Consider the following 25,299-nt stretch of genomic DNA (forward strand, 5'->3'; position numbering starts at 1 on the left):
CTCCTTTTATTTTTGGTTTTCTCTTTCCTTATGACGTTCATAAGCCTTGATTTGGCGCTCTATTTCCTTTTTGATTGCAGGCTCTGGAGCGTACTTTTCTTTCCAGTTATCTGGTTTCAAGATTTTGTGGGTTACTGGATCAAAATGAGCCTTACCATCTGGGAAGATTTTACCCATGTTTGCTTGATGGACAATCTCAAAGATTCTCTCTGGGTCTACCCCCATTAAAACGAAACTTCCATAAGTAAAGTAGAGAGTGTCAATCAAAGCATCCACTTGACCAACGAGGGTTTTCTCAGCTGGTGTTGACTGAGATACTTTTTCAGCAGCTATATCAAGTGCTTGGTGTAAATCCTGCACAGCTTGTTGGAATTCCTCTTCAGAATTGCTTGCAGCACGGACAAATTCGACTAACTCTTCGATCTTAAAGCCAGCACGGTGGGTCGCCCCTTCTAAATCCCAAGCTATAGGTTCTTCTTGAGTTCGCTCATCCATCATACGATGGAAGGTCTTAACTTTGTTGAAATGATAGTCACGACTGACAAAGACTTTTTCAGAAGCCAAAACTCCAAAATATTCTAAAGCCTTGTGAATCCCATCATTTTGGTTGCTGGCAGTGATATGCTTGGCAACTTCTTTCACACTGCTACTACCATTTCCCATGGCAACAGACATCCCAACGCCCGCCAACATTTCCAAGTCATTATCTGAGTCACCAAAGGCCATGACTTGATTGAGATCAAAACCGTATTCTTTTCCGACACGGCGAATTCCCTCTAACTTGGAATTCCCTTGATTGATAATATCGGCCGCGAAAGGATTACTTCTGGTGAACTTCAGATTGTTTAATTCTTCAGCAGCATGGTTTGTCTCCTCAGGCGTCATCAACATAAGCACCTGATAGATCGGTTGATTGATTAAGTCCAACAAATCATCTTCCTTCTGAGGAAGGGCCTTACTGACCATACGATTAAAGGAATGACTAACAGTACGAGTCAAAAATTTAGGTACAAAACGACTGACGAGTTGTGAAAGAGGACTGAGTCCAAAGGACATAATCCGAGAACCGACAACGTCTTGTCGCGTTCCCATGGCAATCTCTTTTCGATTTTTCTTAGCATAAGAGATGATTTGTCTGAGACTTCTCTTATCAATAGGGCTAGCAAAAAGAACACGATCTTTGTTAAAGATATATTGGCCATTGTAGGTCACTGCAAAATCCAGATCCAAATCATCCATCAAATCCTTAACAAAAAAAGGTCCTCGCCCTGTTGCTACCCCAACAAGCACCCCTTGTTCTTTCACAATCTTGATAGCTTCCTTTGTGGACTTCAAAACACTCTTACGGTCATTTACAAGCGTTCCATCGATATCAAAAAAAACTGCTTTGACTTCCATCCTATCTCATTCCTTTCTTTTATGATACAATGATTATACCACATTTCAGAAAAAGTGAGTGAATCATGACTAAGAAAATCCTTGTTTTACATACTGGTGGCACTATCTCCATGCAGGCAGATGAATCTGGAGCTGTAAGGACTAGTGCTGATAACCCTATGAATCATATCTCTAATCCTCTAGAAGGTGTCGAAGTCCACTCCTTGGATTTTTTAAATTTACCTAGCCCACACATCAAGCCCAAGCATATGTTGGCCCTCTACAAAAAAATTAAACAAGAGGCATCGTCCTATGATGGTGTTGTGATTACACATGGGACAGATACCCTAGAAGAAACGGCTTATTTCCTCGATACCATGGAAGTCCCTCATATGCCTATCGTCCTGACAGGCGCTATGAGAAGCTCCAATGAACTGGGAAGCGATGGCGTCTACAACTATCTCAGCGCCTTACGCGTAGCGAGTGATGACAAGGCTGCAGATAAGGGTGTATTGGTCGTGATGAATGACGAAATTCACGCCGCCAAATATGTCACAAAAACGCATACTACTAACGTTAGTACCTTTCAAACACCAACTCATGGACCACTCGGGCTCATTATGAAGCAGGAAATTCTCTACTTCAAAACGGCTGAACCTCGTGTTCGTTTTGACCTTGATCACATTCAGGGATTGGTTCCTATCGTACCTGTTTATGCAGGTATGACTGAGGAGCTTCTCAATCTACTTCCTGTCGATCAGCTAGATGGACTGATTATCCAGGCTTTTGGAGCTGGGAATGTTCCTAAAGAAACTGCCCAAAAACTGAAATCTCTCAGTCAAGCAGGACTTCCTATTGCACTAGTCTCACGTTGTTTCAATGGGATTGCAGAACCTGTTTACGCCTACGAAGGCGGTGGTATTTGTCTGCAAAATGATGGTGTTTATTTTGTAAAAGAATTAAATGCTCAGAAAGCACGTCTTAAACTCCTCATTGCAGTTAATGCAGGACTTAAAGGTGACGAGCTCCGAGCATATATGGAAGGATAAGAAAAACCCAGGAAATCAGTTAGATTCCTGGGGATTTTTATTACTTTTTGCGAGTTGATTTGCGTTCTGTCAAACCGTGAGGGAGAAGAACTTCACGTTCCTCCAATTCTTCCTTATGCATAATCTTCGTCAACATACGCATACTGATCGCACCAAGGTCATACAAGGGTTGTGCGATAGTTGTCAGATTTGGTCGAGTAAAGCGTGCGATTTGAGAATCATCACTTGTAATGATTTCAAAGTCTTCTGGTACTGAAACTCCATGGTCAGCTAAGCCATTCAAGAGACCAGCCGCCAATTCATCACCCGTCACAATAGCTGCTGTTGCTTTAGAAGAAATCAAGCGTTCTGCCAAGGCATAACCATCGTCATAGCGATATTTTGATTCGAATACAAGACCTTCACTATAGTTGACTCCAGCTTCTTTCAAAGCTTCCTTATATCCAACCAAGCGAACCTTACCATTGATATCATCAACTAAGGGACCACTCACAAAAGCAATCTTTTTGTTACGTTTCAACAAATGGCGAACAGCATCCGCAGTAGCATTCTTATAGTCAATATTGACACTTGGAAGCTGGTGTTCTACATCCACTGTTCCTGCAAGAACCACAGGAGTGCGTGAACGTGAAAACTCTGAACGAATCTTCTCTGTCAAATGATAGCCCATAAAAATAATACCATCGACTTGTTTAGAAAAGAGTGTGTTGACTACTGCTACTTCTTTTTCATCATCCTCATCGCTATTAGCAAGGACGATGTTGTATTTGTACATTTCGGCAATATCATCAATCCCTTTTGCCAGAGCAGCGAAATAAGTATTTGTGATATCTGGAATGACAACACCAACAGTTGTTGTTCGTTTGCTTGCCAAGCCACGAGCTACTGCATTGGGACGATAGTCTAGGCGTTCAATAACCTCTAGAACTTTCTTACGAGTGTTCTCTTTGACATTCTTATTACCATTGACTACACGACTGACTGTTGCCATTGAAACTCCTGCTTCTCGGGCAACGTCATAAATTGTTACTGTATCATCTGTGTTCATACCGTTTCCTTTCTAATGTTGAAAATTTTGTTTTCATGTTTACACCACTACTAGTTTACCATTTATTGTAAGCATTTTCAAGGAATATATAAAGTTTCTTTGAAAAAATTTTACTGTAAATCATATTTTTGTAAATCAGTTTACTTTTCTTGATTTTTAGGCCAGTTTGCAGTATGATAATAAAAAATTAAGTAGGAGGTATCAATGGCTTTTACGGATTCACATAGACGTTGTGCCAGCTTTGGTGTGGTAACCAATCTCCCAGACGATGTCATCGACTCAATCTGGTATATTATCGATCATTTTTTAAAGCATGTATTTGAACTAGAAGATGAGTTAGAATTTCAACTTTTAAACAGTAACGGTTCCATCACCTTCCGTTTTTCAAGCGAGCATCTACCTACAACGATTGACTTCGATTTTAATCATCCCTTTGACCCATTGTATCCACCGAAAGTACTTGTTATGGATATGGACGGCAAGGAAACTATCCTCCTCCCTGAAGAAAATGACCTATTTTAAAAACTCTAGCCTTCTGACTAGAGTTTTATTTTTATTAATAAACAGAACGACTGACTACGATGCCACTCGGTTTTTTAAATTCTAAATCAAGATAGTCCTGATAAGTCCCAGGAACGATAAAACCTTGTGGACTTAGAATATCCGTTCCAGCTTTCCCAACGATAGAATCTGCTAGTAGGACACAATTGGTACTAAGGACAAAATAGGTTTTATATTTCGATGATTTAAACTTATAGAGGCTGGCATCAGCCTCGTGTTTCAGCTGATAAGAGTAGGTATGTTTGACCTCTCCTTCCCTTCTTTTCAGCAGTTGTGAACTTGGCTCCCAAGGTATCAAGAGGCTTTCTATCTCTCTCAATCGTTCTTCGATGGCTTTTTTCTGTTGTTCAGACAGGCTTAAACCATAGGCGAATAGAGTTTTCTGGCTTTCTCTCTTACAAAGTTCAATATATTTTTCACGATTAGCCTTAAATAATACTCCGTCACCGATTGTCCCAAACAAGCGCTCTGAGTGAGGGTCATAAGAACCGTAGGAAATAACCTGACCTTGGTAGCAAATATCTACATGGCCCATGGCCAAGAAGAAGGATGATTCTGAAGTATGGATGAAAATTTCTAAGTCAACAGATTTTTCATTTTTTCTCTCCAAATGCACTTCGTTTTCTTCTACCTGATGAGTAGATAACCTTTCATTCCATCGTCGTAAGGTACTGATGGGAATCAAGGCTGTCATAAATATAGGCAGGGTCATTCTCATTCTACGCTTGAGCTTAGGATTGCTTCTCCCTTTTTCAAAAAAGAATCCATCCCTGACACTGCTTGCCCCCAACATGATCAAGTAAAAACCAAGTAAGAGCAATTCAAAATTTGTCGCATCATGAAAAGGGGAAATACTATAGAGACCAAATCCCATCATCCACAAAGCATCAAATAAATAATTAATCCTCGGATGAATATGATTTTTCCGGTATAGCAACCAGGTAATCAGACTGATTAGACCTGTAAAAAGCTGATAACTTCCAATGATAACAACCAAGAGATAGAGAGCTATCCCTTGCAAGATGACTGAGTCAAATAGAATGACTGCAAGAAAGAGCTTGGCTAGAGTTACAAATATATTTTCTCTACGGGACTTTTCTTGAAACCATCGCGTCAATAGTTGCCAAACTGCCGACAAGAAAAAGTAGGCCATCAGGAGTTGGTAACCCAGTATTGGAACTACCTGCCCAAAACAAACCAAGAGAAGGCCTAAGACAATAGCTACAAGACCTTCCCCTATACTTTTCCATTTACTATAAGTTTCAGAAACCTTGGCCATTTTCTTTCTCCAATTGACGATATAAGTGACGTATCGGTTGCCCTAGGACTGGATGGATAAAATGAGGTGCTATTTCTTGAAGTGACTCTAGGACAAAGAGGCGCTCAGCGATATAAGGATGAGGTAAGATGAGGTCATCTGTATAGATAACTTGATCCTCTACAAAGAGCAAGTCCAAGTCAATCAAGCGAGGTCCCCAATGCACTTCTCTAACCCGACCCATCTCTGATTCAATACTTAACAAAGTATTTAACAAGATTGGCGCCGGCAACCAAGTTTCCACCTCAATGACCTGATTAGCAAAACTATCTTGCTCGACTCCGCCCCATGGCTCAGTTGTAATCACACTGGACTCTTTGAGAATACGAATATCTCTAGCTCGAATTTTTTCAATTGCTTGCTTGAGATTAGCCGTCTTATCCCCCATATTGCTACCTAGAGCAATAAAAGCTCTTTGTTTACGACGGTGAATAGTTACTGAACAGGTGTCTAGCGGTAGATGAATAGGCGCCCATGGTTTTTTTAGTTCCAGTTTAATTTCTTGAACGATTGGATAGGTTTCAAAAGTGCGCTCTACTAGTTTGTAGGCAACTGTTTCAATCAAGTCCTCAGTGGTCTCCTGAAACCAAGTCGTCCATTGCTGACAAAGTTCTCCATAATGGATAGAAGACTCCAAGTCCAACTCCGTCGCAGCCTTGGTCATATCATAGGATAAGCTAGCTGAAATGACAAACTTTTGCCCTAATTCCTTCTCACTAGGGAAAAGACCATGATAGGCAAAAATATCCAGATCCTTAATGCGCAATTGATCCATAACTAGTCCTTTCTAGAAAAAATCGTTCGAATCGATTTTTATAACCCCATGAGACGGTATGCTTGATCTCGAAGATCTTTGTCTGTCTCAAATACTCCACGAGCTACTGTTGTCAAGGTTGCAGTTCCTGGTTTTCGAACACCACGCATGCTCATACACATATGCTCTGCTTCAATAACAACGAAAGCACCTTTGGCACCAAGATAGTCCATCAAAGCATCAGCTACTTCGATATTCAAGCGTTCTTGAATTTGTGGCTTTTTAGCATAAACTTCAACTGTACGCGCAAGCTTCGACAAACCTGCCACGCGTCCATCTGGAATGTAGGCGATATGAGCTTTCCCATAAAATGGCAAGAAGTGGTGTTCACACATGGTATGGAAAAAAATATCCTTTTCCACTACCATATTGTTATCGATAATTTCAAAGGATTTTGACAAGTGCTCCTCTGCAGTTTGACCAAGTCCTGAAAAAATCTCTTGATACATGCGGGCTACACGAGCTGGTGTCTCCTGCAATCCCTCGCGGTTGATATCTTCACCGACTGCTTCGATAATCATTTTTACAGCCGTCTCAATCTTTTGTGTATCCATTCTCTAGTTTTTCCTCTCCATTAGATAGGCTCGCACCTGGCTCAAGAAATACAAGGAGCCCGTTACTATCCTAACTGTTTTTTTCTCTTCAATATCTATCATACTTTGGTCTAGAAATGCCTGCCAACTTTGGTAATTTAGATTTCTAGAATGAGCTTCCTGTTTTAGCACCTCTTCGTCTGTCGCTCGACCATCATCAAAATGTGTTAGTGTAAGATTAGTATCTGGTAAGGCCTCTAATAAATCTAACATATCCTCTAAAGCCTTGGTTTTTATACATGTAAAGAGTATTTCCTTGTGATAGTCAGTAAATCGTTCTTCTAGGGTAGCTAATAAAGCTTTGATTGCATGGGGGTTGTGTGCCCCATCTAAAATCATCAAAGGACTTCTAGAAACAACTTCAAAGCGTCCAGGCCAATTTGTTTCTTTTAAGGCTTGAGCCACTAAATCTTTTTCTGGCAATTCTAGCCCAGTCTCTCGACAAAAGGTATCTAATAAGGCTAAAGCCATCCCAGCATTCTCTACCTGGTGCAAACCCAGCAATCCTGTTTGAAAACGACCTTGTCTAACCAAACTTGAATAGTCAAAGACTTCTCCCGTCCCCACACTCTCTTGATGACTGACTTGATAATCTTCCCCATAAACAAGCCTAGGAGCCTCTTTCGCTTTCGCGATTTGGTTGATAACTGCTAAGGCTTCTGGGACAATATTCCCTGTCACCAGGGGAACTTCTTGTTTGATAATCCCAGCCTTCTGCTCTGCGATGGCTTCCAAGCTATCCCCTAGTAAAGCTACGTGATCCAGGCCAATGGTCGTAATACCTGTTAATATAGGCTGACAAACATTGGTACTATCCAAAAGTCCACCCATACCTACTTCCATAATAGCGACATCAACTTCCTCAGAAGCAAAATAATCATAGGCTATAGCAGTAATAATCTCAAACTCTGTCGTCCCCTGCAAATCATGAGCATGCTCCCCATCAAGTAGTGAGCGATAGTTTACCATCAAGGCCTCTAATCTTGCTTCTGGGATAGATTCTCCGTTAATAGCAATCTGATCGGTATAATGAATCAGATAGGGAGAGCTAAAGACACCAACTCTTAGTCCCATCTTTTCCAACATATTCTTCAAAAAAGCTATGGTAGATCCCTTACCATTGGTTCCACCGATATGGATAACCTTGAGTTTCAGATGGGGATTGCCGCGTAAAGCTAGTAGCTTCATCATTCTTTCCAAACCAAAATGAGGTTGGTCTGTCCGATAGTGGGCTATCCACTGATTCGTTTCGTTCTTATTCATCTTACTTATATTGTTTCAAATCTAAATTTTCCGCATCATCTGCCAGACGGATAGCAGACGCAATTTCGACCGCCATCTTGTGGCTAGCTACATCGTGCACGCGTACCACTTCCACACCTTGTCTAGCGGCGATACTGGTCACATGAGCTGAAGCAGTATCACGATTGCGGAAACCAGCTTCAGTTTCTGGATTTACTTCAAAACCATTTTCTTCCAGAATATTGATGACAAAGCGCTTGCGAGAGACTCCTAAAAAAATAGGGTAGCTCATCTCGTGTAATTTATCAAGGTCACGTAGAAGGATGAGATTTTCCTTTTTGGTCAAGCCAAATCCGATCCCTGGATCCAGCATGATCTTGTCTTTCGATATTCCTGCCTTCTTCGCTCTTGCAAGTGCACGGTCAAAGAAAGCTGCCATCAATTCTTCTACTGGAAGTTGTTCAAATTCAGCCAAGTCTTCCTTTGTGAAAGTCTCTCCAAATCCAAAATGAGGGAAGATGAGCGAACTAGGGTGCTGAGGGCGTGCCATGACTGGATTAAACATGATGACTACCTGAGCTCCAGTTTTGGCAACCACTTCCGCCATCTTCTCATCCCCCATAAGACCTGTAATGTCATTGACTATATGGGTCCCAGCCTTTAGAGCTGCTTCTGCAACTTGACTTTTCCAAGTGTCGACCGAAATCAGAACATCACTTTCTTGACGGATAGCTTTAATCACTGGAACGACACGTTGGATTTCCTCTTCTATCTCAACATAGCTACTTCCAGGCCGAGTAGATTCACCACCGATATCTAAGATAGTAGCACCTTCAGCTATCAATTTTCGAGCTTGTTTTAAAGCCTTTTCTACAGCAAAAAATTGGCCCCCATCAGAGAAAGAATCTGGGGTGACATTGATAATACCGCAAATAGCTGTTTTTGTCTGATTGTCTCTTTTTTCCACGATTATCACTCAAATTTCATTTAGATTGGTATTCCTCTATTTTACTGTTTTTTTTGGATTCTGTCCAATTATCCCTCAGTAACTAAATATCTCTTGAACTATATAAGGGCGCAAAAAAAGGAGAACCTGAGTCCTCCTTTTTAGGTTTTCTTATTTTTCAGTCAAAGCTGCAAGACCTGGAAGTTCTTTACCTTCGAGGAGTTCCATTGAAGCACCACCACCAGTAGAGATCCATGAGAATTTGTCTGCACGTCCAAGGTTGATCGCTGCAGCAGCTGAGTCACCACCACCGATGATTGATTTAACGCCTGGTTGTTTCACGATAGCGTCCATCACACCGATTGTACCAGCTTGGAAGTCAGGGTTTTCAAATACACCCATTGGTCCGTTCCATACAACTGTTTTCGCACCAGTCAATTCTTGGTCGAATTTAGCGATTGATTTAGGACCGATATCAAGACCAAGGAATCCTGGGTCTACTGCTTCACCTTCAGTATCTTTCACTTCAGTGTAGTCAGCAAATGCGTTCGCTTCTTTTGAGTCAACTGGCAAGATCAATTTACCGTTTGATTTTTCAAGAAGAGATTTAGCAACATCCAATTTGTCTTCTTCTACAAGTGAGTTACCGATTTCGATACCTTGTGCTTTGTAGAATGTGTAAGTCATACCACCACCGATAAGAACTTTATCAGCTTTTTCAAGCAAGTTTTCGATAACACCGATCTTGTCAGATACTTTAGATCCACCAAGGATAGCTACGAATGGACGTTCTGGAGCTTCAACTGCTTCTTTGATGTAAGCAATTTCGTTTTCAAGAAGGAAACCAGCAACAGCTTTTTCAACGTTTGCTGAGATACCAACGTTAGATGCGTGTGCACGGTGAGCTGTACCAAATGCATCGTTTACGAAGATACCATCTCCAAGTGATGCCCAGTATTTACCAAGTTCAGGATCGTTTTTAGATTCTTTCTTGCCGTCAACATCTTCGTAACGAGTGTTTTCAACCAAGAGAACTTGTCCATCTTCAAGAGCGTTAACAGCTGCTTCCAATTCAGCACCACGAGTAACACCTGGGATAAATTTAACTTCTTGACCCAATTTAGCAGCCAAGTCAGCAGCTACAGGAGCAAGTGATTTACCTTCTTTATCTGCTTCTTCTTTTACACGTCCAAGGTGAGAGAAGAGGATTGCACGTCCACCTTGTTCAAGGATGTACTTGATAGTTGGAAGAGCTGCAGTGATACGGTTGTCGTTAGTAATCACGCCATCTTTTACAGGTACGTTGAAGTCAACACGAACGAGAACTTTTTTCCCTTTCAAGTCAACGTCTTTAACAGTCAATTTTGCCATTAGATATGACTCCTTCTTTTTTTTTACGTGTTAATTATATCACAAAATCAATAAAAGAGATAGCAAAACCTTAAACTTTTCCCTGAACCATTTCTCATTGGTAAATATAGAGAATCCCTCAAGCAACGATAGGTACTTCTCGTTTTTCACCTCAGCAAATCTTTTTACTGTATGAAGTAAATGTTAGATACACTATCTAACTTAATCTTCTTTTTTCTTTTGGGCAAGTAATCCGAAACCACCCAGAACTCCAACCAATCCAAGGGCAAGGAGATTCGCATCTACTTCTTCACCTGTATTCGGAAGTTGTTTTCCTTCAGGTTTCTCAGCTTGTGCTTCTGCTTTTGCTGGTTCTTGCTTCGCTGCTTGTGCTACTGGAGCAGGGACAAGAGGTTTGTCAGCTTGGGCATCAACTTTTGGCCCAATCTCAACAATCTCAGTTACAGTTTCTTTGACTACTTCTGTCCCCTTAAGACTGCGGTTGCCTTCTGTGTCAACTTCTACAAGATTTCTACGAAGCCCTTCAACTCCGACCTGAACAATTCTACGTTCTCCTGCTTGAAGGCTAGGATTTACTCGTTCTTCATGTCCATATGCAATCTTTTCTTCTTCAATCACCAATGCTGGATTGCTAATTGTCAAATCTTTGACTCCATCTAGTGGCTGAACACGGCTTTCTACCTTCGTACCAACTTCAGTAATCTCAGTCACTGCTTCCTTGACTACCTCTGCCTTAAGAAGAGTACGGTTACCTTCTGTGTCTACTTCAATCAGACGACGAGTTTGACCTTCTACACCTGCCTGAACGATACGACGTTCTCCTGCTTGAAGACTAGGATTTACTCGTTCTTCATGGCCGTATGCAACCTTTTCTTCCTCAACCACTAATGTTGGATTGCTGATAGTCAAATCTTTGACTCCGTCTAGCGGTTGAACACGGCTTTCTACCTTGGTACCAACTTCAGTGATTTCTGCAACTGCTTCCTTGACTACTTCTGTCTCAAGAAGAGTGCGGTTGCCTTTGGCATCAACTTCAATCAGACGACGAGTCTGACCTTCTACACCTGCCTGAACAATACGACGTTCTCCCACCAAGAGGTCTCCTGACGGACGTTCTTGGCGTTCGAAGGCTTGAGTTTCTGTTTCAATCACTAACTCAGGTAGAGTTTCAACTGTTGGAGCAGTTTCATCTTCTAAACTACCTACATGATGGCTTTCTTCTGCAGGAGTTAGTTTCTTGTTCAGCTTTTCTTTCATGTCCGCAAAGGCTTCTGGAGTTGGCGTTTGTGAAGATAATAAAACCTCAGCTTGCGCAATCAACTCAGATTGAGGATCTTTTTCAAGGACGGATTCGAGCAAGCTTTCCAACTCTTCTCTAGCAGTTTGATAACGTTGATTTCCATTCAAGTCTGCACCAGCTTGTTTCAAGTCATTCAAAGCTTGGCTGACTGCTTCTTGACTAGCATCATGGTTTTCTAAAATCGCTTTTGCTGCATCAATCTTCTCAACAAGAGCTGCTTGTTTTGCTGCATCCGCAAATGTATAAGCTACTGTTTCTTTGCGACCTTGAGCAGATGTGATTTCTTGTTTCAGATATTCGTCATTAACAGCTGCTTTAGGTGATACTAGAACATCAAATTCGACAGTTTGTCCTTGATAGTGCAACTGAAGTTTTTGACGGCCTGTTTTTTGAGAATCATAGCCTGTAATTTCGACTCCTTGGTCTGTAAAGTTATGTTCAGTCTCAGATTCATCATCATACAAGACCTTGAAGCGTCCCTCTGATAAGTCAAGAGTATCGCCTACAAAGTAATCAATTTTCGGTTGCTTGCTAATATACAAGGCTGCGACTTCTTTTGGACCAGCTTCTTCACCAGTCACTTGAACCTTGAAGCTTCCTGCAACTGGAAGACCAAGATAGGTTACCGTTAAGTCTTGTTCGCCATGGTGGTGAGCATCATAGCCGTTAACAACTACACCTGCATGACTGAGGTTGATGACTTCGTCTGCTTCTTCACCCTCGTATTTGACACGAAGAAGACCACCTTTGAGATTCAATTCCTCACCATCTTGGTAAGTTGTCTTTTTAGGTGCTACTTCTAGACTGACAGCCTTAATCTTTCTCTCATCCTGAGGAATCGTTACAGCAAGGGTATTACTGATTTCTTTCCCTGGCAATTGTGTTCGGTAGTAAAGAAGGCTTGGACGTTTTTCAAAGCTCAATGGATCTGTTGCTAGATCCCCTCCAACTACTGTGTTTAAACTAGCGATAGGAGTTTGTGAATCTGCCTTGTCATAGACTGTAATTGTTGCTCCAGCAGGAACTTCTGAGAATCCAAGTTGAATCTTATTGTCCGTTAGAACACGCGCTGCAACTTTAGCCATTGGGATGTTTTGGCTCTCCGTATCAAGAGTTTCATACATCTTCCAGTTGTAGATACGAATGGCTTTCCATGGTGTTCCATTGTCAGATGTAATAACGTGCAAACGCCAGTCTTGCGCCGTAATTGGGCTATCAAGGGTAATGTCTGAAACGTGAGCTCTATTACCACGAACAGCCTTGGCTAGTTTCCATTCTCCAGCTTCATCCTTATAGTAGAGGTCAAAGTCCTTCGTATTCATCAAACCATCGTTGACAGATTCTCCACCAGCACCGGCATGGTCCATGACCCATCTAACGACACGGCGTGGTTGTGTCAAATGGATATCAACGCTACCACTCAACTGAGCAGAAGACCATTTGTCAGATAGACTAGTGATTGTCCCAGTCAACATACCTTCGATACCTTCGCCGCCTTCTGTGTCTGGGAAGGTACTTCCGATAACAGTAGCTCCTGGAACGATGTTTTCTGCAAGTGGTCTTGGAAGGCTTGTATCTTGGACAGTCATGCCCCAGTCAAAGTTTGTGGTTGCAACTTCAGAGCGAAGGCCATTCTTACCAACTGCAACAACCTTCAACTCTTGATTGGTTCCAGTCGCACTAGCTGAACGGCTAACTTTTGGTAGGTAGATAGTAGTGGCAGATGAGCCTGTCAATAGGCGCCAAGCATCGCCATCCTTCTCATAAACTTCATAGAAGTCAGCATCTTTATTTCCAGTAAATTGGACAATGGCTTCCGCTTCTTGAGCATTTTTCAGAGATTGTTTAGCTACTTTAAGAGCTGTTGGTGCTTGAGGAGCCTCTTGATTATCTGTAACAGTCAACTCACCCAAGTTAAATTGATAACCCTTAAGGGCAGCAGTATTTTCAAAAGTGAGCTTGATGCCGTAAATAGTCTGACCTGCTAAGGCACTCAAATCAAATTCATCTTTTGTCCAATCGTCAGATAGAGTCAGCTCTTTACGAGCATTCTCGCCACCATAGGTATAGTTTTTCTGAGTTGCAAACTCTACATAGACCTTGCTTCCCTTACCACCTTTATGAGCAACACGAAGTTTTGTTTTATCTGTTACTTCCAGTTTTGTAGAGTAAAGGCGAACATCTTGGTTGGTATTTTCAGCTAAATCACCCGCAAATTTGAGTGAATTCCCTCCATTGTAGGCATCTTCAAAGTCATAATCAGCTTGAAGTTTAGCACCTGATGAAGTTTGCCACCAGCGCCATGTAGGCAAGATACCTGATACAGAACGATAGTTCCATTCCGAATCCTTAGAAACTTTACCGTCTACAAACCATTTTTTACCATGTCCTGTGTTAAAGGATGTTGTAAAGGTACGTCCCACTGCTGGTGTGCGGTCAGCTACGAGGTTAGCAATTCCGTACCAGTCCTTGTCATCTGGTTTTTGACCAGTTGGATCTCCTTGGTAGCCTGTGAAGAAGATATTTTCATTCTTGTGATAGTCTTCTCCTGTCTTTCCAAGACTCGTGATAGTATCAGGTGCAAAGAGTCCAAGTGACAAGCGAAGTTTGCCATTTTCATCAAAAAGGGCATCCCATTTTACTTTTGTCTTGTAAGAACCACCTTGTTGCAATTCCAAACCTGCAAAAACATCGTACTGACTACGACCTAGCCATTGTGCCATCGTTACAGAGTAATCATTTTTCTCTTTAGTCCAGTTAAAGTTGGCAAAGAAGTGATCAGCTGGTACTTTGTCTCCTTCTTTTTCCATGAATTGATAGTTGTACTCACCAAGTCCATCCTCATGGTAACGGCCGTATTCATAAGTCATGGCATCGTACCAAGAATACTTGACTGGATGATTAACTTGAGCTGCATATTCCTTGGTATAAAGCATGAAATCACGCATTTTCTTACCAAGAGGCGTTACGATATCACCTGTAGTTTCTTGGTTGATAAAATATCCATCAAATCCATAATATTTAGCTAAATCAACTAGCTTGCGAGCGATAGGGAAAGTACCGTCTTCATCTTGTTGAAGGGCTGCAGCAAATTTTTCTTGGTCTGCAATACTATTAGACCAGTTGAAGAAGAGTGTACCCAATACAGGGACACCATTACGGTGACCAGCATCAATCACGTCCGGAGTTGGAACGAGCCCTTCCCAGAAGACCATTGAATTCAAGTATTGCCAGTAGTCAAAAGCATAGGCTTTAAATTCTTCACCACCTACAGATGCATGGTCTTTAGCCTTAGAGTTGGTATTGGCAAGAGCTTCAACCTTGGCGTCCTTATTGGCTTTTTCGTTGACTACATGCCCACGGTAACGTTTGGCTAGTTCTACTGAAGAACGGTTAATAGCGTCGTCTTCACGGGCACCCGGTTCCCATTTCAACAAATCTTCCCAAGTATCAAACTTAATTTCTTTTGGTCGAAGACTTTTTTCTTCTTTCTTAGGAACATCTGAGACAGTTGCTTTCTCTTCAGCCTTATTTTCTGTAGCTACAGGTGCCTCTTCAGCCTTAGGCTCTTCAGCAACCGGACTAGCTACTTCCTTATCAGCTGCAGTCAATTGGTCCAAGGTTGGTTTTTCTTCTGAAATAGGTTGCTCACTAACCTTGTTTTCTGTCTCTTCCAACTGCTTTAATACCTCAGGTGAAGCTGTAGTTGGTTGCTCTGATGTGGTTGGCGATGCTTGCTCTGTAGCCACGGCAGTAGTCGTTGTTTCATTCGCTGGGATTGCAACTTCTTCTGCTAGAGCTTGGTTGGCAAATAAAACCGAACCAATCATCAAAGAGCAGGCACCAACTGATAATTTTCGAATACTATAGCGGCAACGTTTCTCAAAAAATGGATTCTTCATTTTTTCTCCTTTCACTTCCAAAAGTAAGCGCTTTATTTTTGTTTAAAAAAAGTAACTGCCCTTAAAATAGCAGAACTGTTCATTTTCATTTTACGATATTTATAAGTAGAGTCAACAGTCATCCTAAAATATCTATAAAGGGGTGAATAAATGATATAAATTAGACAATCAACCGCCTTTTTTCTACATTTAAATGATATTTTTCTAAAAAAACTGTATTTACTACTTGTTAGATTGCTTAGAATCCTTTAAAATAGAATGGGAGAAATTCCGCGATTAGTTTTCGGAGGAAAAAGAAAATGTCCATTAATTGGCAGGAAATTGCATTTCACTTTTTAGGTGGTCTGGGACTATTCTTATATAGTATCAAGACCATGGGAGACGGTTTGCAACAAGCAGCTGGAGATCGTCTTCGATATTACATTGACAAATATACTAGCAATCCTTTCTTTGGAATTTTAGTTGGAATTGGGATGACTGCCCTGATTCAATCGAGTTCAGGTGTTACGGTTATTACAGTTGGTCTGGTTAGTGCCGGACTATTGACTTTACGTCAGGCTATTGGGATTGTTATGGGAGCCAATATTGGAACAACCGTCACATCCTTTATCATCGGTTTTAAACTGGGAGACTACGCTTTACCGATGCTCTTTCTCGGAGCAGTCTGTCTCTTCTTCACAAAAAATAGAACCATCAATAACATCGGACGAATCCTCTTTGGTGTTGGTGGTATCTTCTTTGCCCTCAATCTTATGAGTGGCGCTATGGAACCCCTTAAGGATTTACAAGTCTTTAAAGACTATATGGTAGAACTTAGTAAAAATCCAATCTTGGGTGTTCTTGTCGGAACAGGTCTAACCCTTCTGATTCAAGCCTCCTCCGCAACCATCGGGATCCTACAAAATCTCTATGCTAGCAATCTGATTGACCTTCAGGGGGCCCTACCAGTTCTCTTTGGAGATAACATCGGAACAACTATCACTGCTATTATCGCTTCCTTGGGTGCTAATATCGCAGCCAAACGTGTGGCCGCAGCCCATGTAGCCTTTAACGTTATCGGAACTGTTATCTGTATTATCTTCCTCGTTCCATTTACAGGCTTAATCCAATGGTTTGAGAGCTTCTTAAATCTAGCTCCAGAAATGACCATCGCCTTCGCCCACGGAACCTTCAACATTACCAATACAATCATTCAGTTTCCATTCATCGGAGCTCTTGCCTTCTTGGTAACCAAACTTATCCCTGGAGAAGACGAAGTTGTCAAATATGAGCCACTTTACCTTGATGAGCAACTGATCAAACAAGCTCCATCTATCGCTCTTGGAAATGCTAAAAAAGAACTTCTACACTTAGGTAATTATGCTGCGAAAGCCTTTGACCTCTCTTACGACTATATCATCAACTCTAATGAAAAAGTTGCAGAGAAGGGACATAAGACTGAAGAAGCTATCAATACCATTGATGAAAAATTGACTCGTTACCTCATTAGTTTATCTGGTGAAGCTTTGAGCCAAAAAGAGAGTGAAGTCTTAACAAATATCCTTGACTCTTCACGAGACTTGGAACGTATCGGAGACCACGCAGAAGCCCTGCTCAATCTTAACGATTACTTGCAACGCAAGAATGTTCAGTTCTCTGAGGCTGCCTTAGAAGAACTAGCAGAGATTTATCTTAAAACTAGTGAATTCGTCAAAGATGCTCTTGAGAGTGTGGAAAACAACGACCTCGAGAAAGCAGAAACTCTTATTGAACGTCATGAAGCTATCAATAAGATGGAACGTATCCTTCGTAAGACTCATATCAAACGTCTAAATAACGGAGAATGTTCTACCCAAGCAGGTGTCAACTTTATCGATATTATTTCACACTACACTCGTGTGTCAGACCACGCTATGAACCTTGCTGAAAAGGTTTTGGCAGAACAAATTTAAAACGAAAAAATGCTTTGATTCTTTCGAATCAAAGCATTTTAAATAACTCTCCAATCATAAAGGAAGAGGCAGCTGCACCCTTGTACCTAGCTTCTTCCTTTTGGATAAAGCGGGCCAGATTGACTAACTCAGGCGCTGGGGTCTTGGGATTCTTGAGAAGTTCAAGAGTGACCAGACCTGATAGCCGTACCGCTAGCAATCGCTCATTGGTACTGGGCAATTGCTTAGCCGTCTCTACAAGTGCAAGCACTAGGTCTTCACTCAGGTTTTGACGGGCATTATTGTAAAGATCCCGTATCAAGGTTCCTAGGTTTGGTTCTTCCATACCTATCACCTCCATCTTTTCTGTTTAATAGTTTTTGATCAAATCTACTGTAGAACGATCCAATTTTTTAACCAAGGCTTGTAAGAAAGCTTGAGCTTCAAGGAAATCGTCCATAGCATAGAGTGTTTGGTGAGAGTGGATATAACGGGCACAAACACCGATTGTTGTTGATGGGACACCACCATTTTTCAGATGAGCTGCACCTGCGTCAGTTCCACCTTTTCCACAGTAGTATTGATACTTGATTCCAGCTTCTTCAGCTGTCGTCAAAAGGAAGTCCTTCATGCCTGGGAGAAGCAAGTGACCTGGGTCGTAGAAACGAATCAAGGTTCCGTCACCAATCTTGCCTTGGCCACCATAGACATCACCTGCTGGTGAACAGTCTACAGCAAGGAATACTTCTGGATCAAATTTTGTTGTAGATGCGTGGGCACCACGAAGTCCAACTTCTTCTTGGACGTTAGCCCCAAGGTAAAGTTCATTTCCTAGTTTTTGACCTGACAAGTTTTCAGCCAACTCACTAACCATGAGAACACCATAACGGTTATCCCAAGCTTTTGAGATGATATTTTTTTCATTAGCAGTTAGGATAGCACTACTATCTGGAACGATGGTATCTCCTGGACGGATACCGAAACTTTCAGCTTCTGCCTTATCCGCAAAACCACCGTCAAAAACGATATCTGAAATAGCTGGCATAGTTGGTCCACCTGTGCCACGAGTCAAATGTGGAGGAACTGAACCTGAAATTACTGGGATTTCACGTCCTTGGCGTGTAAAGAGTTTGAAACGCTGGCTACTAACAACCATAGGGTTCCAACCACCAATGCTGACTACTCGGAAGGTCCCGTCTGCTTTGATTTCACTAACCATGAAACCAACTTCATCCATGTGAGAGGCTACTAAAACACGAGGTGCATTGACTGCTTCTGAGTGTTTAACCCCAAAAATACCCCCCAATCCATCAGTCACGACTTCATCCACATGAGGTGTTAATTTTTCACGAAGATAAGCACGTACAGGTGCTTCATGACCTGAGATAGCAGAAAGTTCTGTTACTTCTTTGATTTTAGAAAATAATGTTGTCATTTCTATCCCTTCTTTCTTTCAACCATTTTACCACTTTTTATAGGAGAAGGGTAGCGAAAATCATCAATCTATAGATCTATCTACACCAAAAAAGAATCACAGTCGTGATTCTTTTTATTTTGAATTTCTCTTTAAAGAAAAGTGATCTGGTACGGGGTCCTTACCTATTTCAGACCAAGGATGACATCGTAATATCCGTGCCAATCCCATCAGAACCCCCTTAAATCCATGCTTTTCAATAGCCTGAATCATGTAGTTTGAACAAGTAGGCTCAAATCTACAAGAAGGTGGGAATGCAGGGGATATAAAGCGTTGGTAAAAGCGCACAGGCGCAATTAAGATTTTTTTCATTATTTGTTAGTTGTTACAGCCATGGTGTGTAGCTGGCTAATTTCTTTTTTATTGAGACGGCGTGATTCGCCTGGACGAAGCCCTGTCAAGTCTAGATGGCCAAAACGTGTCCGCGACAACTTGTCCACTGGGAGACCCACAGCTTCAAACATCTTTTTAACCTGGTGGTTACGTCCTTCATGGATGGTTAACTGTACAACAGAACGGTTTTTAACCGGATCTACTTTAAGAATCTCATAAACCGCTGGCTTCGTTTTCTTACCATCAATCTCAAGACCACGAGTCAAGGGACGGAGATTTTCTTTGTTAGCAATTCCTTTCACACGCGCAACATAAACCTTGTCAATCTCATTACGAGGGTGAATCATCTCATCTGTAAAGTCACCATCGTTGGTCAAAATCAAGACTCCAGATGTATCCCAGTCCAAGCGACCTACAGGGTAAATCCGTTCTTTGACATTGGGTAAGAGATCGACAACCGTCTTACGTCCCTTGTCATCTGTCACACTGGAAATCACTCCACGTGGTTTGTTAAGCAAATAGTAGACCTTTTCTTCGTTGTAGATGGGTTGACCTTCAACCTCAACCTTATCGCCAGACTTAATGGTTGTCGCTAGTTCACGTACTACCTGTCCATTGACGGTTACCAAGCCTTGTTTGATCAACTCTTCTGCTTTTCTCCTACTGGCCACACCTGCGTGGGCAATATATTTATTGATTCTCATCTTCTTCTATCCTTTCACCAAATAATTGGCTTTCTTGCGCTTGAATTTCAAGCTCGTCAATCACAGGCAATTCTTCCAAATGGTTAATACCCATGTAATCTAGAAAATAATCCGTCGTTACATAGAGATTAGGGCGACCAAGAACTTCTTTCTTTCCATCTTCTCGTATCAAGTCAAAGGCCTGTAACTTAGCTAAGGCCCCACTCGAATTAACCCCACGAATAGCATCGATTTCTATACGTGTGATAGGTTGCTTATAAGCAATGATGGACAAGGTTTCAAGGGCGGCCCGAGATAGGCTCTGGTTGATGGGCGCCTTAGAATATTCCTTCAAAACACCCGCAAATTGAGCCTTCGTCACCAATCTATAAGCACCACCTGTCTCAATCAAATCTAGACTAGAATCCTGATCTTTTTTATACTTTTTGGCTAATTTTTCTAAGCTTTGCTGAATTCCTGTTGGTGGAAGCGATAGAACCTCCGCCAGCTGGCGGACTCTAATGCCATCCTCCCCCGCTACAAACAGGAGCGCTTCTATTTTTGCTAAAGTACTCATACTTCCTCTCTATCAAGCCTTACTTTGCTCTGCTTGATTTTCGTCTTTCTTTTTCATGAGATAGATATCTCCAAAACTCTCTTTTTGAATCAAGAGAATTTCTTGGGTTTTAATCAACTCCAGGGTCGCTAAAAAGAGTGTAATAACCTCTTGCAAATCCTTGGTTTCTTTAAACAAATCCTGCAAGCATAATTGTTGACCTTCAACCAAGGCTTCTCGAACGATGACCATCATATCTTCAATCTTATACTCATCTCGTAAGATTGTTGTGTGACTTTTCGAGAATTCTTCCTTTTTCTTGGTCAGTAAGGTTGAAAAGGCTAAGAAAAGATCAATCGTCGTCTTATCATGCACAAGTTCTGCATCCTCATAGATCAACTCTGTAGGTGCTTTTGAGTAATATTGAGCTCGTTCCTGGTGCTTCACTTCCAACTGCTCTCCCAAAAGTTTAAATTTACGGTATTCCTCAATCTGAGAAAGGAGATCCTGCTCTAGGTCATCCTCTAAATCCGTCACTTCTGCAACCTTTGGCAAGAGCTTGCGACTCTTAATCAGCATCAGTTGGCTAGCCATCACCATGTATTCGCCTGCAACTTCTAAACGCATCGCTTGTAATGTCGAGATATAGGCTAGATATTGCTCGATAACCTCTGTGATCGGCACATCATAGATATCCATCTGATACTTTGAAACCAAGTGTAGGAGCAAGTCCAAAGGTCCTTCAAAATCTTTTAATTTAATATCCATTATCTATATTTTTCTAAGGTCATGACTGTCTTTAATCCTAATTTTTTAGCGATTTCGTACAAGTCAACCTTTTCTTCGATTTGTCTTAATATAAACTGTTCTCTCAATCCTTGGGCAGATAAATCTGAAAATCCTTTTTCCTTTAAAAAAGCTTCCAACTGACGAAAAGCCCATTGACGGGAGTACGGTTTCCCAGCTTTTTCAAAGAGATAGGTCTGCACCATCAAGGGCTCTAACTCCGCAAGCAAATTTGTGGGAAGGCTCAAGATTCTTTGTTGAGAAGCTTTATTGACTCTCAAAACTTGAAAATCCAGGTTCACATCACCTGTTTTTAAGGCTAGAATTTCACTCGGCAAGAGGCCCAATTCTACTATTAACAAGGCTAGCAAGCGTCCTTCTGGATAAGCACTTTCTTGCCAGAAAGAACTGAGGTCTAAAAGCTCTGACTTGACTTGTTTTTTCTCAGCCTGTTTCGGCAATTCTAAACGATAAAAGGTGCCAATCTTTCCTTTCTGGTATAAAAAGTAAAGAAATTGGTTGCAAGCAGAAACTTTGCGCTTTTGGGCACTAATCTTAAAATTTGATAGTTGAGCTTGGTAGATTTTTAAACTTGTCTCAGAAATTCGTTCTCCAATAAGATCTAAAAACTGCTCCAAGTCATATTTATAAGACTGTTTAGAATTACTAGATAGATTTTTCTTTTCTTCTAAAAATGTTAAAATCCATTCTCTCATTTGCTTCGAATCTCATATTCCTTACTAAAATCATGCAGGAGAGCATTGACAGCCTTGAGGATTGACTTCCGCGTGATAATCCCTTGGAAAAGACCATCCTTACCAACGACTGGCAGGAAAGACTCATCCACTAGCTTATGTAAAACATCTGTCAGTGTATAATCTGGAGCCACCACTGCAACATCCTTCTTTGTCATGTGAACGATATCCATATCTGCCATGACTTCCTGACTCAAACCCTGTTCCATTTGGTATGCAAAAATATCTCTAAGACCAATGGTCCCAACAAATTTTTTCTCAGCAGTCACTACCGGCACTCTGGTATAGGTCATCTGGCTAAGGAGGAGAATTGCATGATCTGCATTGTGAGTATCAATGAGCACAGCCAAATTTTCAGCAGGAGTTAAAAAGGTTTCCTCTTGCTCCAGTAAAAACTGTTCAAATTCTTTGGCAATCATCGAGCAAACTCCTTGGACAAACCTGGATAGATCTCATGGTCACGTGTCAAAAAGTCTACTTTAAAGTAGCTATCATCAATCTCCACACGAGCGTAGAGACATTCTCTGATAGTTCCACGTGGTTGACTGATAGAACCTGGATTTAGAAAGAGAGTCTTCCCTTCCATCCAAGCACTTGGAACATGCAAGTGCCCATAAAGGCAGATATCTGCGTCTTCCTCTTGAGCCCAGAAATCAAGCTTTTGGAAGTTGAAGTTAATATCAAATAAGTGTCCATGAGTCTGGATAATCTTGGTAGGACCCAGTTGAGTCACTAAGCGTTCTGGATAATCTGAATAGAAATCCATATTCCCTCTAACTACCTGAATCCCTTCCCAGAGTGGTGAATCTGGGCGAAGCTCCGAGTCACCATCGTGAAAAATAGCATCGACTTTCCCCAGATAGCGATCACGTATTTCTTCTACAATCAAGCTATCTCCGTGGGAGTCACTCATTACAATGATGGTTTGCTTTGCCATGATGGAAATACCTCCAAAAGTTTCTTAACGGCTAAGGCACGGTGGGATTGACTATTTTTTTCTTCAAGGGTTAATTCGGCTGATGATTTACCAGTTTCTCCTACTAGGAAGAGTGGATCATAACCAAAACCATTTTCACCCTTAGGTTCAAAGTTAATGTAGCCTGGCCAATCAGCTTCGACCACCAAGCTTTCCTTACCTGGGCTAGCCACAACCAAAGTGGTGTGAAATTGTGCCGAACGGTCCTTGAGTTCAAAGACCATGGCTAATTCATGCAAAAGCTTAGCATTGTTTTCCTGGTCAGTGGCTCCCACTCCTGCAAAACGAGCTGACCAGACACCTGGCAATCCACCGAGGACATCGACTTTAAGACCTGAGTCGTCTGCCAAAACCATCTTGCCTGTTAATTTGGAGATGGTTTCAGCCTTAAGACGAGCATTTTCTTCAAAGGTCATACCGGTTTCAGCAACTTCAGGCAGATCTGGATAATCATTGAGATTCTCCACATCATAGCCAAGTTTGTCAAAGATAGCACGAAATTCCTTGGTTTTACCCTCGTTACGAGTCGCAATCAGCAAAGTTTCTCTGACCTTGTTTGTCTCAAAGAAGGCTTCCACATCGACTCCTTCTTTAGGTAATTCAACATGCAAGAGTTGTCCATTTTCAACTAAGAGCAAGGCACCTTGGCGTTGAATGACTTCCAAGTTTCGACCTGCTTCTGCATTTAAAATCTCAACGATAAAAGATAGCAAGCGGAAGTTGGAAGACCAGCGCATTACCGTAATCGTGATTGGAAAACCATTTTCCTCATCACGGAAAATGCGAGCAAAATCCATAAAACCAAGATCAAGAGGATCTTTTATGAGACTATAAATTCCACCGTAGACGTCCCAGACACCTACATACCAGTCCTGGTCATCCTTGTATTCATAAATTTTGTTTGTCATAATGTTACATGCTCCACATGAATCTCTTTTTCTAGCCATTCGACTCCAATTTGGGCAAAACTATGGCTATTTGCAGTCGTATAAAAACGGTGTTGTAGAGGACCAGCGTCACGCCCACGATTAATCTCGAAATAATTAAGTAAGACAGAGATATCCCGCACGCACTCTGCACCACTATCAATCAGTTTTACGTCAGGCCCCATCACATTCTGGATAATAGGTCTGAGAAGCGGATAATGGGTACAACCCAAAATCAAGCTGTCTACCTTGCCCACTAATGGACGCAAGGTTTCATAAACTACTTTCTTGGTCACACTGGTTGAAAGAGCTCCAGATTCAACCAAGGGGGCAAACTTGGGACAAGCCAAACTTTCCACCTGCAAATTTGGATCTAGGTCATGAATTTTTTGACGATAGATATCTGATTGTACTGTCATCGGTGTTCCAATCACACCGATTCTCCCACCCTGACTTGCTTTGATAGCAGCTGAAGCGCCCGGTAAAATCACTCCAAGAACAGGAATATCTAACTGGGCTTTAATCTCTTCCCAGACGACTGCCGTTGCTGTATTACAGGCAATGACAATCATCTTGACATCCTTGGTCAAAAGAAAGTTGACCAACTGCCAAGTATATTCACGAATTTGCTCAGCAGGACGAGGCCCGTAAGGCGCTCGTGCCGAATCTCCAATATAGACGATTTCTTCATGAGGAAGCTGGCGCATGAGCTCACGTACAACGGTCAAGCCCCCAACACCCGAATCCAAAAAACCAATTGGTCGATTATCCATACAGTCTTCTTTCTAGTCTCATTTTTCTGATTGATAGTTCATTATCATTACATTTCTTACTGAAATTTCTGACAGTCTGGTAAAGTTCCAGTTGTCTCCTTCTTAATCATAATCAAATATCAATAGAATGCAAGGAAAAAGTCTTAGTTCTAAATATCAGTTGAACATAGTGAGAAGTCTGGAACTTTCATCCCAGACTTTTCCTATTTTATTTCTTTTTATTGTTAGCAAGGGCTGCTTTTTGTTGGCGAATGATTTGGTGGTACACTTGTTGTACCTTAGCTTCGCTTGGTTTTTGACCATTTGCACTCAACAGAGTACGAACTGCTTCTGCATTCAAACGTGGGTTATCAGCAAATTCTTTTTCGATTTGCTTGCGCACCAAGTACATTCCTCCAAGTGCTCCACCAAGAAAAGCTAAAACAATCAAGACAATTGCTAAAATAAGGTCCATAATATTTCTCCTGTTTCTTTTTGAATCTTCTATATTATACCATAAAGTCCCACGCCTGACTAGTTTGATTTACGCTTTCAAAAGGGTAGGGCATTACTCAAATTCTTTTTCTACTCTAATCTTTTTTAATTCAATAAAATAAAAAAAAAGAA

The 25,299-nt window shown here is 41.5% G+C and carries 24 protein-coding genes; 3 read left to right on the forward strand and 21 right to left on the reverse strand.

Translation table 11 applies throughout. The features are described from left to right. Positions 1-6 precede the first annotated feature (6 nt). Positions 7-1,398: a Cof-type HAD-IIB family hydrolase gene (locus QM419_RS05840; RefSeq protein ID WP_414278191.1), complete on the reverse strand. Its 1,392-nt coding sequence runs from the start codon at positions 1,396-1,398 to the stop codon at positions 7-9. A gap of 65 nt (positions 1,399-1,463) precedes the next feature. On the opposite strand from QM419_RS05840, the gene QM419_RS05845 reads away from it, so the two are divergent. Then, positions 1,464-2,426 (forward strand): asparaginase, encoded by a 963-nt coding sequence (locus tag QM419_RS05845; protein ID WP_414278192.1) that lies wholly within the window; start codon positions 1,464-1,466, stop codon positions 2,424-2,426. Positions 2,427-2,466: 40 nt separating this feature from the next. Here the strand turns inward: QM419_RS05845 and ccpA are convergent, their stop codons facing one another. Beyond that, on the reverse strand, positions 2,467-3,474 hold the full coding sequence (gene ccpA, locus QM419_RS05850; protein ID WP_414278193.1) for a catabolite control protein A: 1,008 nt from the start codon (positions 3,472-3,474) through the stop codon (positions 2,467-2,469). A gap of 204 nt (positions 3,475-3,678) precedes the next feature. Here ccpA and QM419_RS05855 point away from each other — a divergent pair, with 204 nt between their 5' ends. Continuing rightward, on the forward strand, positions 3,679-3,996 hold the full coding sequence (locus QM419_RS05855; RefSeq protein ID WP_004251754.1) for a DUF960 domain-containing protein: 318 nt from the start codon (positions 3,679-3,681) through the stop codon (positions 3,994-3,996). Positions 3,997-4,030: 34 nt separating this feature from the next. On the opposite strand, the gene QM419_RS05860 is transcribed toward QM419_RS05855, so the two are convergent. The 7 genes from QM419_RS05860 to QM419_RS05890 all read right to left on the reverse strand — a co-directional run bounded on the left by QM419_RS05860 (position 4,031) and on the right by QM419_RS05890 (position 15,521). Further along, on the reverse strand, positions 4,031-5,314 hold the full coding sequence (locus QM419_RS05860; RefSeq protein WP_414259579.1) for a DUF308 domain-containing protein: 1,284 nt from the start codon (positions 5,312-5,314) through the stop codon (positions 4,031-4,033). Further along, the gene (folK, locus tag QM419_RS05865) at positions 5,298-6,128 is read right to left on the reverse strand and encodes a 2-amino-4-hydroxy-6-hydroxymethyldihydropteridine diphosphokinase (RefSeq protein WP_414278194.1); all 831 of its coding nucleotides are present in this window, start codon (positions 6,126-6,128) and stop codon (positions 5,298-5,300) included. The genes QM419_RS05860 and folK overlap by 17 nt, the downstream gene beginning before the upstream one ends. Before the next feature lie 38 nt (positions 6,129-6,166). Next, positions 6,167-6,721, reverse strand: coding sequence for a GTP cyclohydrolase I FolE (folE, locus tag QM419_RS05870; RefSeq protein ID WP_414278195.1), 555 nt, complete (start codon positions 6,719-6,721; stop codon positions 6,167-6,169). A 3-nt stretch (positions 6,722-6,724) separates the two neighbouring features. Then, positions 6,725-8,023 carry a bifunctional folylpolyglutamate synthase/dihydrofolate synthase gene (locus tag QM419_RS05875; RefSeq protein ID WP_414278196.1) on the reverse strand — a complete coding sequence of 433 codons (1,299 nt, stop codon included), beginning with the start codon at positions 8,021-8,023 and terminating at the stop codon, positions 6,725-6,727. A gap of 1 nt (position 8,024) precedes the next feature. Next, positions 8,025-8,969: a dihydropteroate synthase gene (folP, locus tag QM419_RS05880; protein ID WP_414278197.1), complete on the reverse strand. Its 945-nt coding sequence runs from the start codon at positions 8,967-8,969 to the stop codon at positions 8,025-8,027. Positions 8,970-9,119: 150 nt separating this feature from the next. Continuing rightward, the gene (locus QM419_RS05885; protein ID WP_045614609.1) at positions 9,120-10,319 is read right to left on the reverse strand and encodes a phosphoglycerate kinase; all 1,200 of its coding nucleotides are present in this window, start codon (positions 10,317-10,319) and stop codon (positions 9,120-9,122) included. Positions 10,320-10,520: 201 nt separating this feature from the next. Further along, a complete protein-coding gene (locus QM419_RS05890; RefSeq protein ID WP_414278198.1) occupies positions 10,521-15,521 on the reverse strand; it encodes an endo-beta-N-acetylglucosaminidase in 5,001 nt (1,666 codons plus the stop codon). A gap of 299 nt (positions 15,522-15,820) precedes the next feature. Between QM419_RS05890 and QM419_RS05895 the strand changes: the two genes are divergently transcribed. After that, entirely contained in the window at positions 15,821-17,452 is a 1,632-nt protein-coding gene (locus QM419_RS05895; protein WP_414278199.1) for a Na/Pi cotransporter family protein, read from the forward strand. A 28-nt stretch (positions 17,453-17,480) separates the two neighbouring features. Here the strand turns inward: QM419_RS05895 and QM419_RS05900 are convergent, their stop codons facing one another. The 12 genes from QM419_RS05900 to QM419_RS05955 all read right to left on the reverse strand — a co-directional run bounded on the left by QM419_RS05900 (position 17,481) and on the right by QM419_RS05955 (position 25,147). Then, positions 17,481-17,777 (reverse strand): bacteriocin immunity protein, encoded by a 297-nt coding sequence (locus QM419_RS05900; RefSeq protein ID WP_414278200.1) that lies wholly within the window; start codon positions 17,775-17,777, stop codon positions 17,481-17,483. 24 nt (positions 17,778-17,801) lie between these two features. Then, on the reverse strand, positions 17,802-18,866 hold the full coding sequence (gene pepA, locus QM419_RS05905; RefSeq protein ID WP_414278201.1) for a glutamyl aminopeptidase: 1,065 nt from the start codon (positions 18,864-18,866) through the stop codon (positions 17,802-17,804). Between the two features lie 114 nt (positions 18,867-18,980). Beyond that, a complete protein-coding gene (gene yidD / locus QM419_RS05910) occupies positions 18,981-19,217 on the reverse strand; it encodes a membrane protein insertion efficiency factor YidD (protein ID WP_414254294.1) in 237 nt (78 codons plus the stop codon). Further along, on the reverse strand, positions 19,217-19,942 hold the full coding sequence (locus tag QM419_RS05915) for a pseudouridine synthase (protein ID WP_414278202.1): 726 nt from the start codon (positions 19,940-19,942) through the stop codon (positions 19,217-19,219). Before QM419_RS05915 ends, yidD begins: the two co-directional genes overlap by 1 nt. Further along, positions 19,929-20,498 (reverse strand): SMC-Scp complex subunit ScpB, encoded by a 570-nt coding sequence (gene scpB / locus QM419_RS05920; protein WP_414278203.1) that lies wholly within the window; start codon positions 20,496-20,498, stop codon positions 19,929-19,931. Before scpB ends, QM419_RS05915 begins: the two co-directional genes overlap by 14 nt. Before the next feature lie 12 nt (positions 20,499-20,510). After that, positions 20,511-21,245: a segregation/condensation protein A gene (locus QM419_RS05925; RefSeq protein WP_414278204.1), complete on the reverse strand. Its 735-nt coding sequence runs from the start codon at positions 21,243-21,245 to the stop codon at positions 20,511-20,513. After that, the gene (gene xerD / locus QM419_RS05930) at positions 21,245-21,979 is read right to left on the reverse strand and encodes a site-specific tyrosine recombinase XerD (RefSeq protein ID WP_414278205.1); all 735 of its coding nucleotides are present in this window, start codon (positions 21,977-21,979) and stop codon (positions 21,245-21,247) included. The genes QM419_RS05925 and xerD overlap by 1 nt, the downstream gene beginning before the upstream one ends. Next, entirely contained in the window at positions 21,976-22,437 is a 462-nt protein-coding gene (gene cbpB, locus QM419_RS05935; protein ID WP_414278206.1) for a cyclic-di-AMP-binding protein CbpB, read from the reverse strand. The genes xerD and cbpB overlap by 4 nt, the downstream gene beginning before the upstream one ends. Beyond that, a complete protein-coding gene (locus QM419_RS05940; RefSeq protein WP_414278207.1) occupies positions 22,434-22,955 on the reverse strand; it encodes a metallophosphoesterase in 522 nt (173 codons plus the stop codon). The genes cbpB and QM419_RS05940 overlap by 4 nt, the downstream gene beginning before the upstream one ends. Further along, on the reverse strand, positions 22,931-23,941 hold the full coding sequence (locus QM419_RS05945) for a nucleoside-triphosphate diphosphatase (RefSeq protein ID WP_414278208.1): 1,011 nt from the start codon (positions 23,939-23,941) through the stop codon (positions 22,931-22,933). Before QM419_RS05945 ends, QM419_RS05940 begins: the two co-directional genes overlap by 25 nt. Then, positions 23,899-24,693 (reverse strand): glutamate racemase, encoded by a 795-nt coding sequence (gene racE, locus QM419_RS05950; protein ID WP_414278209.1) that lies wholly within the window; start codon positions 24,691-24,693, stop codon positions 23,899-23,901. The genes QM419_RS05945 and racE overlap by 43 nt, the downstream gene beginning before the upstream one ends. A gap of 208 nt (positions 24,694-24,901) precedes the next feature. Beyond that, the gene (locus QM419_RS05955) at positions 24,902-25,147 is read right to left on the reverse strand and encodes a YneF family protein (RefSeq protein ID WP_004251708.1); all 246 of its coding nucleotides are present in this window, start codon (positions 25,145-25,147) and stop codon (positions 24,902-24,904) included. Positions 25,148-25,299: the final 152 nt, after the last annotated feature.

This window comes from Streptococcus infantis, assembly GCF_047464715.1.
Classification (GTDB): domain Bacteria; phylum Bacillota; class Bacilli; order Lactobacillales; family Streptococcaceae; genus Streptococcus; species Streptococcus infantis_S.